Origin of the sequence: Arcobacter sp. F155 (genome assembly GCF_004116455.1) — a bacterium.
Classification (GTDB): Bacteria; Campylobacterota; Campylobacteria; order Campylobacterales; family Arcobacteraceae; genus Halarcobacter.
Genome location: NZ_PDJU01000014.1, coordinates 24,159 through 39,316 on the forward strand (window position 1 = coordinate 24,159; position 15,158 = coordinate 39,316).

15 protein-coding genes are annotated in these 15,158 nt (G+C 26.8%); 11 read left to right on the forward strand and 4 right to left on the reverse strand.

Annotated features, from left to right (window positions below):
• Positions 1 to 3: 3 nt before the first annotated feature.
• The 7 genes from CRV03_RS12930 to CRV03_RS12960 all read left to right on the forward strand — a co-directional run bounded on the left by CRV03_RS12930 (position 4) and on the right by CRV03_RS12960 (position 6,079).
• Entirely contained in the window at positions 4 to 1,857 is a 1,854-nt protein-coding gene (locus tag CRV03_RS12930) for a GGDEF domain-containing protein (protein ID WP_129085559.1), read from the forward strand.
• Positions 1,858 to 1,941: 84 nt separating this feature from the next.
• Entirely contained in the window at positions 1,942 to 2,256 is a 315-nt protein-coding gene (locus CRV03_RS12935) for an HMA2 domain-containing protein (protein ID WP_129085560.1), read from the forward strand.
• A complete protein-coding gene (locus CRV03_RS12940) occupies positions 2,257 to 2,934 on the forward strand; it encodes a DUF2202 domain-containing protein (protein WP_129085561.1) in 678 nt (225 codons plus the stop codon).
• 3 nt (positions 2,935 to 2,937) lie between these two features.
• Positions 2,938 to 3,201, forward strand: a complete 264-nt coding sequence (locus CRV03_RS12945) for a hypothetical protein (protein WP_129085562.1) — start codon at positions 2,938 to 2,940, stop codon at positions 3,199 to 3,201.
• On the forward strand, positions 3,201 to 3,563 hold the full coding sequence (locus CRV03_RS12950) for a hypothetical protein (RefSeq protein ID WP_129085563.1): 363 nt from the start codon (positions 3,201 to 3,203) through the stop codon (positions 3,561 to 3,563). Before CRV03_RS12945 ends, CRV03_RS12950 begins: the two co-directional genes overlap by 1 nt.
• A complete protein-coding gene (locus tag CRV03_RS12955; RefSeq protein WP_258239095.1) occupies positions 3,564 to 3,965 on the forward strand; it encodes a YtxH domain-containing protein in 402 nt (133 codons plus the stop codon).
• 2 nt (positions 3,966 to 3,967) lie between these two features.
• The gene (locus tag CRV03_RS12960; protein WP_129085564.1) at positions 3,968 to 6,079 is read left to right on the forward strand and encodes a heavy metal translocating P-type ATPase; all 2,112 of its coding nucleotides are present in this window, start codon (positions 3,968 to 3,970) and stop codon (positions 6,077 to 6,079) included.
• A 22-nt stretch (positions 6,080 to 6,101) separates the two neighbouring features.
• Here the strand turns inward: CRV03_RS12960 and CRV03_RS12965 are convergent, their stop codons facing one another.
• From CRV03_RS12965 to CRV03_RS12975, 3 genes are read right to left on the reverse strand one after another with little or no spacing between them, the layout of a single operon-like run.
• Entirely contained in the window at positions 6,102 to 6,356 is a 255-nt protein-coding gene (locus CRV03_RS12965) for a hypothetical protein (RefSeq protein WP_258239096.1), read from the reverse strand.
• 21 nt (positions 6,357 to 6,377) lie between these two features.
• A complete protein-coding gene (locus tag CRV03_RS12970) occupies positions 6,378 to 7,988 on the reverse strand; it encodes a DUF4857 domain-containing protein (RefSeq protein WP_129085565.1) in 1,611 nt (536 codons plus the stop codon).
• 1 nt (position 7,989) lies between these two features.
• Positions 7,990 to 8,823 carry an ATP-binding cassette domain-containing protein gene (locus CRV03_RS12975; protein ID WP_129085566.1) on the reverse strand — a complete coding sequence of 278 codons (834 nt, stop codon included), beginning with the start codon at positions 8,821 to 8,823 and terminating at the stop codon, positions 7,990 to 7,992.
• Positions 8,824 to 8,954: 131 nt separating this feature from the next.
• Between CRV03_RS12975 and CRV03_RS12980 the strand changes: the two genes are divergently transcribed.
• The gene (locus CRV03_RS12980; RefSeq protein WP_129085567.1) at positions 8,955 to 10,385 is read left to right on the forward strand and encodes a sensor domain-containing diguanylate cyclase; all 1,431 of its coding nucleotides are present in this window, start codon (positions 8,955 to 8,957) and stop codon (positions 10,383 to 10,385) included.
• On the opposite strand, the gene CRV03_RS12985 is transcribed toward CRV03_RS12980, so the two are convergent.
• The gene (locus CRV03_RS12985) at positions 10,367 to 11,377 is read right to left on the reverse strand and encodes a GGDEF domain-containing protein (RefSeq protein WP_129085568.1); all 1,011 of its coding nucleotides are present in this window, start codon (positions 11,375 to 11,377) and stop codon (positions 10,367 to 10,369) included. The two genes, CRV03_RS12980 and CRV03_RS12985, sit on opposite strands and share 19 nt — an antisense overlap.
• A 176-nt stretch (positions 11,378 to 11,553) precedes the next feature.
• Between CRV03_RS12985 and CRV03_RS12990 the strand changes: the two genes are divergently transcribed.
• From CRV03_RS12990 to CRV03_RS13000, 3 genes are read left to right on the forward strand one after another with little or no spacing between them, the layout of a single operon-like run.
• A complete protein-coding gene (locus CRV03_RS12990) occupies positions 11,554 to 13,464 on the forward strand; it encodes a TonB-dependent siderophore receptor (protein WP_129085569.1) in 1,911 nt (636 codons plus the stop codon).
• Positions 13,461 to 13,922 (forward strand): hypothetical protein, encoded by a 462-nt coding sequence (locus CRV03_RS12995; RefSeq protein WP_258239097.1) that lies wholly within the window; start codon positions 13,461 to 13,463, stop codon positions 13,920 to 13,922. Before CRV03_RS12990 ends, CRV03_RS12995 begins: the two co-directional genes overlap by 4 nt.
• Positions 13,919 to 15,082, forward strand: a complete 1,164-nt coding sequence (locus tag CRV03_RS13000; protein WP_129085570.1) for a GGDEF domain-containing protein — start codon at positions 13,919 to 13,921, stop codon at positions 15,080 to 15,082. Before CRV03_RS12995 ends, CRV03_RS13000 begins: the two co-directional genes overlap by 4 nt.
• Positions 15,083 to 15,158: the final 76 nt, after the last annotated feature.

Below are 15,158 nucleotides of genomic sequence, written 5' to 3' on the forward strand. Positions count from 1 at the left end.
AAAATGAATATAAATAAAAAAGTTTCACTTCTTTTTATAATAATCTTTATTTTCTCTTTTGTTCTAATCTCTTTTATTGTTAAAAGTAGGGTTGTAAATATTGAAAGTATAGAAGAGAAAATTACTATTAACAATGTAAAAAAAGTTCAAAGTATATTAAACAATTATTATGAAAAAGTAGAAAATATAAGCTATGAGTATTCAACTCATGATTTACTATTAAACTATATAAAAAACAATGATACTCAATCATTAAATAGTTTTTTTATAAACAAACCTGACTTTATGAAAAAACTAAATCTATCGTATTTTATTTTGCTTGATGAAAATAAAAAACCACTAATATCAAAATATTATGATTTAAGTTCAGAAGAGCAAATGGCTGTTCCTGAAGAACTTTTCTCTTTTTTAAATAAAACAAGTTTTGATGAACTCTCTTTATCTAGTAAAAATAGATATTTAACCTTAAATTTTGAAAAAGTATTATTTAGTTTTGAAAAGGTTTTAGTAAACAACGAAGTAGCGGGTTATGTCTTTACCGGTAGAGCTATTAATTCTTCTTTTTTGACTAAAATAAGTGATACTATAGGTGATTATGCAAGTTTAGTTAGCAATTATGAAGTAGATGATTTTAGTAAAATAAGTTTTGAAAATGATGTAATTGATTATAAGATAAAAGTTCAAGATGATGAAAAGCTATTTTACTATTTAAAGTTTTATGATGTTCTAGAAAAAGAAAACTTCTATATAAGATTCCAAAATAGTAGAGATGTTTACAATAATATGATTGTAGAGCTAAAATATATTCTATTTTTGTTTTTAGGAATGTTTTTTCTAACAATGATTGTGTTTTTTATTTTTATAAATAAACTTTTTGTAAATAGAATTAATTATATTGCAAATATCGTAAAGAAAGTATCTTTAAATGAGACATTAAAATATCAGTTAAGAGTTAGCTATGATGATGAAATCTCCTATTTAATTAGAAAAATAAATGAGATGTTCCGTGTGATAAATGCTCAACAAGATTTAACTTTAAAAAAAGAGAGAGACTTCTTACAGTCTGTTCTTGATACCCAACAAAATATTATTATGATAACTGATGGAAAAGAGATACAAAGTGTTAATAGAAAGTTTAAAGAGATATTTTTTAATACAGACAATTTTTTAGAAAATATTGCATTAATAGATAATAAAACAAAAGCAAACTTTATGGCAGTTGCAAAAAGGTACAACAATAAAGATATGCCAGCGAAGTTCAAACTAATAGATGACCAAGAGAAGTACTTTACTTTTCAAGTTTCTAAGTTAGATATTAGAAAGTATTTAATTTGTATGAATGATGTATCAACACTAAATCATAAAATAAATCATTTAACTTTTAAAGCAAGTACAGATGAACTAACAAGTGTTTATAATAAAGCTACAATAACTAACTATGCAAAAAGATGGCTTGAAGATAAAGACTTCTCTATGATTATCTTTGATATTGACTTCTTTAAAAAAATCAATGATACTTATGGACACTATGTTGGGGATTGCATTTTAAAAGAACTGGCAAAACTTATCTCTAAAGAGATATCAAAAGATGATATTTTAGGAAGATTTGGTGGTGAAGAGTTTTTACTTTTAATTGACGATACTTCAAGTGTAAATATTATAAAAATAGCAAACAGAATAAGAAAAGTCGTAGAAAAAGAGATTTTTGAAATAGATGAACATAAGATTCAAGTTACTATTTCAATGGGATGTACAGTATGTATATACGATGAAAAGTTTGAAACTGTATATAAAAGAGCAGATGAAGCTTTATATGAGGCGAAAAAAACAGGAAGAAATAAAGTTGTATTCTATTAATAAATAACATTTGTTGATAGTGATTCTAAATTTATAATAAGTTATTATTAAGAATAAGATACAATAATTACAAAAAGGAATTAAATGATAAGTACTGAAGATATTATTAAAATAGCTAGCTATTTTACTGTTATAGCTCATACTCCTGGAAGACTAAGAGTAAGAGTAAATCCAAAGATTAAAAATGAAAGTGGAAATATCACTTTAGAAGATATTGAAAACTTACCACAAAAGATTGATGGAATAAACAGTATAAAAGTTAAGAAGATAATAGCTTCTGTAACTATCACTTATGACCCAACTGTTTTTCCTCCTAATCTATGGGATGATTTAATAGCAAATAGAAACTTAAGTGAAATCACAGAGTTAATAAATAGTTTAGCAAAGGAGGTTGTGTAATTGCCAGCAAATTTAGATGAGGCTTTATTAATAAGCCAAAGAATAGATGTAAATGATCCTCAACCAATAATTTCTCAAGCACTTAGAATTGCAATTTATGATGAGTGTAAAGCATATGAAGCATATGTAAGAATAATCGAGAAGTTTGGTTTAGTTCAACCTTTTGTACATATAAAAGAGTCTGAAGCTAGGCATTACCAAGCTTTAATCTTTTTATTACAAAAGTATAATGTGGAAGTGCCAGTTAATGATTGGCATTTAAAAATTGAAGCACCAAATAGTTTTGTTGAAGCTTGTGAATTAGGTGTGGCAAGTGAGATTCAAAATATCGCTATGTATGATAATCTTTTAACTCATGTTCAAGAAGCAGACATAAGAGATGTTTTCTATCAACTACAAGCACACTCATACAACAATCATTTACCAGCTTTTAGAAACTGTATTTTAAATCATTACTCAACAGCAAATGATGTGCAAGGTTTTAACCAAGAACAAGTAATGGAAAAAATTGGTGAGTATCAAATGATATTAGAAGATATGTTAAATGGAAACATGGATGAAACAAAATTAACAAACCTATTTTCTAAATTAAATCTTTCAATGCTTTCAGGAGCAGCACTAGGTGCAGCAGGGGTTGCATTTTTTAATGACTACATGAATAAAAAAGATAAGGAGTAAGTCATGGCTTTACCATTTGTATTAGGAATAGCAGTAGGAGCAGGGGCAGTATATGCTTTTACAAAATCAGATAAGTTAAAAGAAAAAGCAACATCACTATTTTCAAAATCAAAGGATGTAGCTAATACTTCAATCGAAAAAAGTAAAGAGACTGTTGATGAGGTAAAAGATACTATCAACGCAACAGCTGCTTGTATTAAAGAGAAAAAAGAGCAGCAAAAGTTAGAGAAAGAAAATAATAAAGAAAAAGAAGAGGACTTTAAATAATGAACCAACCTTTAATTAATAATCCATCAAATCCTGTTTTAAGAAGTGTAATAATTGGAGCAATCGCTTCAGCTGTTGCATCAAGTACTATTAATATGAGAAAAGTTAAAAATGAAGAAATTACTACAAAAGAAGCAGTAAAAGATACTTTAAAAAGAACTTCTCAAGGAGCAATTGCAACAGGAGCTGCTGTTGCTACTGCTGATTATTTATCTCAAAAGGGTGGATTCTTTAAAGCAATGACTACTATTTCTATTGGAATGGCAGGAATTTATGCATTAGAAGTTTTAGATGATAAACTAAATAAACCTAGTGAAGATGAGTGTTGTGAAGAAGCAACATTAATTGCAAAGGAGCAATAGATGAATCAAAATGGAAATCAAAACCCACAAAATATGAATGTAAATCAAAATCAAATGAATAATATGAATCAACAAAATATGTATGACCCAAATATTGATAATACAAGAGTTGGAGCAACTCCTTCTATGAATATAAATCAAAATCCATATATTAATCAAAATCAACAGTTTGGAAACCCTCAACAAAACCCACAAAATCAAGGACTATTTAATAACTCTGATTTTGTAAAAGGTGCTTTAGTTGGAGCAGCTGTAACTTTTCTATTAACAAATAAAGGTGCTCAAGAGACTATTATGAAAGCAGCTTCAAAAGGAACTGAACTATTTCAAGCTGGAATGGAAGAGTTAAAAGAGCGATATGAAGATGCAAAAGCACAAATGGAAGCAAACCAAAACCAATAGTTATGAGTAATAAATTTAAAATAGTACACCAAACTAATTCAAGGGTTAGATACAAATACTCTTTACTAGATGATAAATATATTGATGAAAATATATTAAAAAAAGATTTAGAGAAATTAGAAGGTGTAGAAAGTGTAAGAGTTAATAAGTTAGCAAAAAGTGTTGTTGTTAACTTTGAAGATTCTAAAGTTTTAGAAACAGTAGAAAAGAGATTAAAAGATTTAACTCTTGATGATTTATTAGAATCATGTAAAAACGAAGCTGTATGTGTTTCTTGCGTTAGTGATGAAGACCCTAGCATAAAAGGAATTGTACGAGCTAGTTCTGCTTTACTGGCAGAAAGATTTACAAAAAATGATTTAATAAAAGCTACAGTTTCTTCTGTTGCTGCAGCACCTTTATTAATTGAAGGAAGTAAAGAACTTTTTGAGGAAGGACTTACTTCAAAAGTATTAGAAAGTGCAGCAGTTGGTATCTCTTTATATAGAAAAGATTATTTAGCTGCTAACTCTACAAATGCTATGTTAGAGCTTGGTGAATATATCGAAGAAACAACTGTTCATAAAAGTGATGATTTATTAAAAGAACTTGCTAAACCAAATGTTGAAGAAGCATGGATTGAAAAAGAAGTTGATGGCAAAATCACAGAAGTTTTAGTTAAAAGTAGTGAAATTAAAACTGGTGATGTAGTAGTTGTAGGAGTTGGAAATACAATTGCAGTTGATGGTCATATTTTAGATGGAAGTGCAAGTGTAAATGAAGTTTCTATGACTGGTGAAGCTGAACCTGTAATTAAAAGAAGAGGAGATAGAGTTATCTCTGGAACTATTATTGAAGATGGTAGATTACGAGTTTGGGCTGAATATGTTGGAGCTGATACTGCAACACAAAGAATTAAGCACTATATAGAAAACTCATTAAATGAAAAGTCTTCAGTGCAGTTAAAAGCTACAAAACTAGCTGATAAGTTAGTTCCTGTAACACTTGGACTTGCTGGTACTTCATATGTTCTTACAAGAGATTTTGAAAGAACAGCATCTATTTTACAAGCAGATTATTCTTGTGCTTTAAAACTTGCTACTCCTGTTGCTTTTAAAACAACGATTTCAAAAGCAGGGCACAATGGTATTATGATTAAAGGTGCAAAATCTATTGAGTCATTAAATAGTGCAGATACTTTTGTTTTTGATAAGACTGGAACTTTAACTGAAGGAGAGCTTGAAGTTATCTCTGTAGAGTCTTATGATGATGAGTGGACTGAAGAGGATGTTTTAAATCTTACTGCTTCAACTGAAGAACACTATTTCCATCCTGTTGCTGAAGCTGTTGTAAAAGCGGCAAAAGAGAAAGGTTTTGTTCATATGCACCATGAAGAGGTTGAGTTTATTGTAGCCCATGGTGTAAAAACAGAAGTTGATGGAAAACAAGTTGTTATTGGAAGTAGACACTTTTTAGAAGATGATGAAAAAATTGATTTTGGAAATGCAAAATCAAGAATTCAAAAATCACTAGACAATGGAAAGACACTTCTTTACATAGGGTTTGATGGAAAACTTCTTGGAACAATCTCTTTAGCAGATAATTTAAGAAAAAATGCAAAATCTTCTATTAAAAGATTAAGAGAACTTGGTGTTAAAAATATTGTAATGCTAACAGGTGATACTAAGAAAAAAGCTTCAATGATAGCTCAAGAACTTGATATCGATGAAGTTAGAGCAGAACTTTTACCAACTGACAAAGCACGAATTGTAAAAGAGCTTATGGATCAAGGAAAAAAAGTTGCATTCGTTGGTGATGGTATTAATGATGCTCCTGCACTTATCTCTTCTCATGTTGGTATTTCTATGAGTAGGGGAGCTGATATAGCAAAAGCGACAGCTGATGTAAGTTTATTAAAAGATGATATTTCAGCAGTTGTAGAAGCAAAAGAGTTAGCAAATAATACAATGAAGTTAATTAACAACAACTTCAATGCAACAGTAGGGATTAACTCAGCTATTTTAGCTGGAGCTACTTTTGGATTATTTTCTCCAATACAAACAGCAGTACTTCATAATGGTACTACTATAGGTTTACTTTTAAACTCAATTAGAGGTGTAAAAGTAAATAAATAAAAGTAGAAGTTTTCTTCTACTTTTAACTATCTTTAGAAATTTTCATTAAATTTACATACCAATCTTCATCAACTGTTTCCAAATCAATACTTGATAGAACTATCTCTAAATTATATGCATCATTTACATTTAACTCTTCAATGAATTCTTCTGGAATAAATAGTGCTTCTGTGCAGTAACTAAATAGTTGTTCTTCGCATTGGATATCTTCCATACCCCAACCATCTTCAAAATCACTTACTACAAAATATCTTTCTGGTTCAACTTTACTCTTCAAGTATATCCTTTCTTTTTTGGTTTATTTAAAAATTTCTTGATCAATTTTTTCAAAGTTTTTGTCAAAAATTGCGACATGATAGCTTTTCTCATCTGTATATCTTATTAGGTAATATTTAGGATTTGAAATAAGTTGCAATCTCATTGTTTTATAATCAAAATTATCTAGCTGTAATGCCCTAAAATCTAAGGTTTTGTAATCTATTAAATAAAATTTGTTATTTTTTGAAATTGCAAATCCTGCAAGCTTTTGTTGTCTATTTTCACTTATTTTTATATGTTTTATTTCAATGTTTTCAGGATAAACAACTTCTTTTAGATATATTTTATTATCAGCTTTATTTATTTTAAAAAGTTTATCTTTTGCATCAAGAAAAAAGTAGCCTAAATCAAATGGTTTTAGATTTGTTGCTTTTCCCCAAATATTTTTTATAGGAAATGAAACATTATGTTTATCTACTAGGTTTTTGATTTTATCAGTAAGAGCTAAATCTAATTTTTCTTCAAAGTTATATACTCTTATCTCTTTGTCTTTAAACAAAATAAACTCTTCAGGAAATCTAATCATTCCTATATTGCTTATTGGATTTATAAATGGAAAGAAGTCTAGTTCTTGTTTTTTTAGCTCTTTTGGTTTATATGAAAAACTTAATCTTGATTCTTTGATAGTTTTTTTATCAAAACTTTCATTATCAATTATAATAGGAAGCTTTTTTTGAATATCAAGATTTCTCCAATAAACAAAAGGTAAATAAGACTCATATGTTTCTCTATCAAAGCTTCCTTTGTTTTTTATTCCATACTTAAAGTGATGGCCTCCAAAGTTTTTTTGATAAACAAACTCTTTTTTAATGGGAGAATAAAAGATATAGTATTTATTTGAACTTTGTTTATATTTATTTATATAAGTATTGTATGCAAAATATGAAACAAGTAAAAAAGATACAAGAAGTAAGAGTTTAAATAGCTTACTTTTTACTCTTTGCTCTTTTATACTATAAAAACTATCTAATGTAATAAAGAACATTGAAATTAGTAAAACAAGCCAAAATAAATCAAATGAGTTATATATATTCTTGTGAAAGATTACACTTATAAATAGCGTAATAAATAGTTTTAACATACTAAAAGAAGTTTGTCTTTCAATAATTGTTGCACTTATTCCAAGGTATAAAATTATAGAAGAGAGTAGATAAAAACCTAAGTCTTTTAGTGCTATAAAAATCAGTTCATATGGATAATAATTTAATAAAATAAAATAACTTGAAATAGTAAAAAGTGTGCAAACTGCTAAGAGATAGAAAAAGCCTACAAATAGGTGCATAAATAAAGATTTATGCATATCAATAGGAAGATGAATCATAATTTTTATTTTCTTCCCCATTTTCTCAGGTATAAACTGAAAACAAGATATTAAAATAGCAGTTACATAAAATAGGTATGAAAAGTACTGATATGGCTTTTGTTCTAAAGTAATAAATCTATACCACATCATAGACTTTGGTTCTATAGTTGAAAAAAGAAAGTCTATTTTAAACCAAAAGTATGCCAACACAAATATACTAAGGACAAACATAGAAAGTACTAGATATTTAATTTTTAGCCACTCTTTTTTTACAATGGAATAAATCATTTTAATACTTTCCTACAAAACCTAAGAATTTATCCTCAAAGCTGGTTTGAATCTCTTTTAGGTTTTCAAACTTTTCAAAACTATATATTTTCTTTTTGCCTTTAAACTCTTCTATTCTATGAATTTGTGATTTATCTATCTTCTCATCTTCAATCTCATAACATCTAAATTTATCTATAAAGTTTGACATTTTATCTTGATAAACATCTCCACCTTTTTGTACTATTGCAATATCATCAATTAAATCTACTAAATCTTTCATTACATGAGAAGTTATTAAGACAGTTACTTTTTTTTCTTTTATATACTCTTTTAAGTAATCAATAAAAAGTCTTCTATATCCTGCATCTAATCCCATAGAGTAGTCATCAAGTATTAGAAGTTTTGCATTTTGTGCAAAGAGAGTTCCTAGTACTACTTGAGATTTTTGACCAAAAGAGAGAGTTGAAACTTTTTGTTCATAAGATAGATTCATTAAATCAATTAACTCATAAAATATATTTTTATCCCAGTTTTCATAAAAAGAGGAATAAAACTCTTCATTTTGTTTAATAGTCATAAAGTCATAAGCTATAAAACCTTCATGAAGTAGGGCAATTTTCTTTTTTGTTTCAGAGGACAAACTATGGGAAAACTCATTAAGGATAGAGCATGTTCCTTCTTTTGGTTTTATATAACCCATTAAGATATTAATTAAGGTAGACTTTCCTACTCCATTTTTCCCTAAAATGCCATAAACAGAACCTTCTTTTATGGAAAGGTTCAGATTAGTGTAAATTGTTTTATTCTCATATTTATGAGATAGATTTTCTATTTTAATAATTTCTTCTTGCAAATATTAGCCTAAATATAAATTATAATTTTAATAATTGGTATCAATTATAGTGATAAAAAGATTAAAAATTGATTATTTATTAAACATAATAAAGATATAATAATTTTATAACTTACTAAAATGAGAGAGAAATGAAATCAAAATATAAAGTAGTATTTTTAATCACAAGTTTATTAATTGTTTTATCAATTTCCATCTCTTTTTTAAACTATGCAATCTCTTTTTCTTCTGTTCAAAAACAATTAAAAAGTCAAGTTTTACCTCTTTCTTTAGATAATATTTATTCTGATATTCAAAAATATATAATAAAACCACATTTACTCTCTTCTACTATGGCAAATAATAGTTTTTTAAAGGATTGGTTAAAAGAAGAACAAGATATATCTAAGATAAAAAAATATTTACTCACAACAAGAAAAGAGTATGCTTTATTTAATACTTTTCTTGTTTCTGCAAAAACAAAAAACTATTATTCACAAGAAGGTCTTTTAGAAGTTTTAAAAGAGGAAAACCCTTTAAATGAGTGGTATTTTGATTTTATAAAAAGTGACAAAAAACATGAGATAAATTTAGATTTGAATAAGTTTATGTCAAATAATTTAATTATGTTTATAAACTATAAAATCTTTGATGAAAACTCAAAGCTTCTAGGAGTAACTGGTGTTGCTCTTAAAACATCTTATATAAATGACATACTAAAAACATTTAGAACCCATAATCACTTTATTGTGAGTTTTTATAACAAAAATGGTGAAATTGTTCTATCAGAAAGAAATATAAACTATGACTATATATCATACGAAAAAGATAATATGGAGAGCTTTAAAGAGAAACTTTTAAGTAAAGAGTCTTCTATTATTGAGTATGAAAAAGATGGCGATACTTATCTGCTTAATTCTAGATATATTCCTGAATTAGATTTATATTTAACCGTTGAGGCAAATCTAAAAGATTTTACCTATAAGGTTACAAATGTCTTATACTTTAATATATTTGCTTCTTTATTAATTACATCTGTAATAGCATTTTTAGTTTATCTAATAATTAAAAACTATAGTAAAAAGTTAGAGTTTTTATCACATAATGATGCTTTAACGAAAATCTCAAACAGAAGAGATTTTGAGTTTAAGCTTAATACTCATTTTAATCTGATGAAAAGAAAAAGAAATGATATTTGTTTGATTTTTATAGATATAGATAACTTTAAAGAGATAAACGACAAATTAGGTCATCATGTTGGTGATAGAATCTTAGTTCAATTCTCAAAGATATTAAAATCAGAGATTAGAAAAACTGATTTATTAGCAAGATGGGGAGGAGAAGAGTTTCTTATTTCTCTTATTGATTCAAGTGTTTCTGATACTAAATTTTTAGCAGAAAAATTAAGAGTTCTTATTGAGAGTGATACAAAGTTAAATAAAATAGCTAAGACTCATGTAACAGCAAGTTTTGGTGTAACAAAACTAGAAGAAGATGATACGATAGATGAAGCTATATCAAGAGCTGATAAAGCTATGTATCTATCTAAAAATCACGGAAAGAATCAAGTTTCAATATTATAAGAGTTTTTATCAAGATAAGAGACTAAGACATTTTTACCTTCTTCTTTTGCTTTTGCTAAAGCATCGTAAGTTTTACTAAGTAAAGTGTCTAAGTTATCTTGTGGATTATCAATAGTTGAAAGCCCAATACTTGTAGTTATAGTAACTTCTTTACCTTCATACTCAAAGCTCATGTCTCTTGTCTCTTCAAGAAGTCTTTTTGCAAGAATTTGAGAGTCTTCTAGTGAAGTCATAGGCAGAAGTAAAATAAACTCTTCTCCACTATATCTTGCTAAGATATCCGAATCCCTAATACTAGTTTTTAATAAGTTGGCAAAACTTTTTATAATAGTATCTCCAAATGTATGAGAACAAGACTCATTAATATTTGATAGTCCATCAATGTCTAATACCATAAATGTAAGGCAACTATCATATCTATGAGCTAAAGAGATAGCTTTATTTGCGTGATCATTTAGGTATCTTCTATTTCCTACACCTGTTAAAGTATCATCAAAAGCTAACGTTTTAAGTTTAGTATTTGCACCTTCTAGTTCTTCACTTTTTTGAACTAAAAGAGAGTCAAGGTCTTGATTTAATTTTTCAAGTCGTTGTTTTGCAAGTTTTAATTCTGTAATCTCCCTTGAGATACCTATTACTCTTTTTTCTCCACTATCTTTATCATTTATTGGAATAATCATAGTGTTGTAATATCTATCTTCCCCATCAATACTTACTGTCTCTTCTTCCATGATAGGTTTGTTTTCTTCAAGACACTTTAAATACTTTTCTTCTAAAAAACAAGCATTTTCTTCACCTAAAAACTCTTTTAGTTTTTTGTTGATAATTTGTTCAGTTTGTCCAAGGTTTTGCATTTGTGATGGATTCATTTCTTCAGCAATAAAATCTCCATCTTTATCTAAAGTTGCTAGAAACATATTGTCTTTTGAATTGCTCCAAAAGTGCTCAAATAGGTCAAGTTTCCCTTTTTCTAATTTAGAAATTGTGTCCATTAATATTCTCTTTTTAAATTTAATCTGAATAATATTAACTTATAAATAATGAAAATAAAATTAAGTGTAACTTTCATTTTTATTAATTATTTTATGATTTTACTGGCTAAATTAATAATAAAAAAGGTTTTTTAGGGTAAAATAATTTTATTCCAAATATCGTTATACGAGGTTTTATGAAAGTTTTTTTATTTATTATTTTTTTTACTGTTACAGTTTTTTCTCAAGAGCTAGATAATCTGTTAAAAGAGTATGAAAGTTCATCGAAAAATTCACTTGAAACACTAAATGAAAAAATGGGATATGTTCTTGTTTATACAAAAGAAGAACTTGAACTTATGCAATATAATAACTTAGCTGATGTTTTAAAAGAGATTCCATCAAGTAATTCAAATATAAATAGGTTTGGTCTAAATACTATCTCTCTTTCTGGAAGTAAAACAGATGTAACAGGGTTCTTTAGATTATATATTAATGACCATGAAGTAAGTTCAATATATAATCAATCTCCTTCTTTAACTTGGCTTCAAATGCCTGTGTCTATGATTGATCATATTGAGGTTTATTATGGTGAAGGTTCTTTTACTTTAGGTAATGAGACAGGAATACAGTTTATTAGAGTTTATACAAAAAGTGCAAAAAAAGAGAATGGAAATGAAATTAAAACAATTCATTCAAATAAAAACTCAAACTCTCAAAGTTTTACTCACTCTTCGATTTTAGAAAATGGGTGGGGATATCTATTACATTTTACAAATAACAATAATAATTCATATAAAGAAATTAATTTCCAACAAGTAGAGAATAATTTAGATTCTCAATACTTTTTCTTAAATTTAAACTCTCATAGAACAAATATTGATATTGGGTATTCAAAGATAAAAAAAGATATTTTCACTGGATACTCTTCTGATTTTGTCCCAAATGATGGAAAACTAAACTCAGACAACTTTTTTATTCATGCTAGTAGTTCTTTTTTAAGAGATAACTCTTTAAAAGCAACACTTTCTTATGATATAAATAACTTTGAGTATGAAGAAGAAAATGACCAAGGTTTATTTATTGTCCCTACAATTGATTTACCAAACTTAATGGGAACAATGCCAAAGTCTTTTAGTGAAGATATAAAATTAGAAAAAATAAACGCTTCATTATCAAAAGATTTTACTTTGGGTAAACATGAAATATTTACTGCAATAAGTTTAAAAGATAAAAAATATAAAGTTAAAAACAGAAAAAGAGTTAACTTTGCTAATGTAGAATCTAATCTTGGACAATATAATGACTATGATGAAGAAAAAATATACTCTTTTATGATTCAAGATGATTATGAACTTTTTGATAATTTTCATTTAATAGGAAATTATAAAATTGATAAATACCACAGAGCAGGACAAGACTTAGATGATGAAACACAAAGTCTATACAGAGTAGGTGCTATTTATCTTCCAACTGATTATTTAGGTTTTAAATCCTTTTATACAAAAAGTTATATTCCTCCAACTTTTTATAATATAGATTTCAAAGATAAAAAACTTTCTACAATAAACACTCAAAAATATAAATATCATAATATTGAAGGGGTTTTAAGTTTAGGTAACTCAAAATTGAATATTGATTACTATAAAGTAAAGATAGATGATTTTGCATATCTTACTCCTATTGGATTTATTAATATTCAAGACCAAGTAAAAACAAGTGGAATAATCTTTGACTATGAATATAAATTCGATAAGAACAATAAAGTAAAATTAAATTTTTACACAAGCAATTTAAATAGAAACTATACAAACTCAAATAGAGGTGGGTATTTGAAATATATGGGTAAATATCAAAATATTGATTATTTTGCCTCATTGATATATAAAAACTCATATGAATATTTAGATGTAGAAGTTGATGATAGTTATAACCTAAATCTAGGATTTACTTACTATCATACAAGAAACTTAAGCTTTAGTTTAAAGGGTGAAAACCTTTTAAGTGAACCAACTGCCTCTTTATTTAATAATGGAATAGGTGGAAACAATATCTCTTTAGACGACTATGAGAGAAAAGTATTATTTTCTATAAGGTGGCTGTTTTGATTAAAAAAATATTCACAGCCATTCTTTTTGTTAGTTTCTTAAATGCAAATAACTATACTTATCTTTTAGATGAGTATCAAAAAGAGACAGAATTAGAAGCAAAAATTGTTTTAAAAATAGCGAGAGATATTTTAGGTTCTGCTTCTATTAATCTATACATTCCAAATATGAAAGAGCTTGATAATAAAGTATATTCATCTAAAGTAAAAATAGTAAGAACATGTGAAAAAGCCAATTTTGTTTTTGTAAAATATAGTAAATCATTTCAATGCCAAAAAAATAAAAAGCTTTTTGTTTTAACTAACAACTATAAACAACTATTATCAAACAATAGTTTTATAGGAGCATTTTTCTGGAGTAAAAGTAGACCAAATATTGTTTTAGTAAAAAATAGACTTACAAAAAAATCAATAGCTTTACCTAAAGAGTATGATAGATATATTGAGGACTTACAGTGAATACAAAGAGCATTTTCTTTAATAGATTCTTTTTAATTTTTCTTTCAATTTTTGTTTCTATTTCTCTTTTTCTTCTATTATCTGGAATAACAAAATTTGAGCAAAAATTTGAAAATAAAGTTTTAGAAGTAGTAACTGCTGATATTATTGGTATTATTAAAAATACTGCAAACTCAATTACAGATAATCTTAACGGAAGTGAAAATTATGTTGAAACAATAAAAAAATCAGAAATGACTCAAATAAATTTAGAAAATAAACTATCTGTTCTTTTAACTGAAAATATTAAATATGCATACTTACTTTATAAAGATAAAAACAATGTGTTTAGGTTTTTAGCTGATGGAGCACCAGCTGAGCAAAAAGCATTTTTAAATCAAAAGTTTGATGTAGAGAGTGAAAAGTGGTTTGATATTTACAAAACAAAAAAACCAATTTTATTAAAACAACCCTTGCTTCATCAACTTTCAATTACTTACTTAGAACCAATTTTAAAAGGTGACAAAGTTGAACTTATCCTTGTGATTGATTTTTCCATTGAAAAGACAAAAGATGTAAATGAGGTAATTACTTTAGTAAAAGATATTATTATCTCTATTAATATAGTAGTTGTAATATTTATCTTAATACTTCTTATTCAAACTATTAAATACTATATGGTTAAGAAAACTGCTTATGTTGATAAGCTTACAAATGTATATAATAGAAACTATCTTCAAGAAAATGAAGATGATATAAATCTTGAAGATTATATTTTAGTAGCAATTGATATTGACTACTTTAAAAAAGTAAATGACACTTTTGGGCATGATGCAGGGGATTTAGTATTAAAAGAAGTTGCAAAAACAATGCTTGCTTCAACACGTTCTAAAGAAGATATTGTAATTAGATATGGTGGAGAAGAGTTTATTATCTTAGCTAAAAAGCAACAAAGTGATGATATTAAAAGTCTTAGTGTAATAAAAAGAATTCATAAAAATATCCAAAGAAAAAAGTTTAGAAGTGCAAAGGGTGAAACAATTAATGTAACCGTATCTATAGGAGTTAATCTTCATCCCCATGAATCAAGAAACTTCAAAGAAGCATTTAAACTAGCTGATACAGCTTTATACAAAGCAAAAGACGAAGGTCGAAATCAAATCCAAATCTATCAAAACTAAAAATAATAAAAATATCACTTAATAAACTCTTTATAAAACTTTAGTAAAACTTAAATATAGATTGTTTTAAATCTAA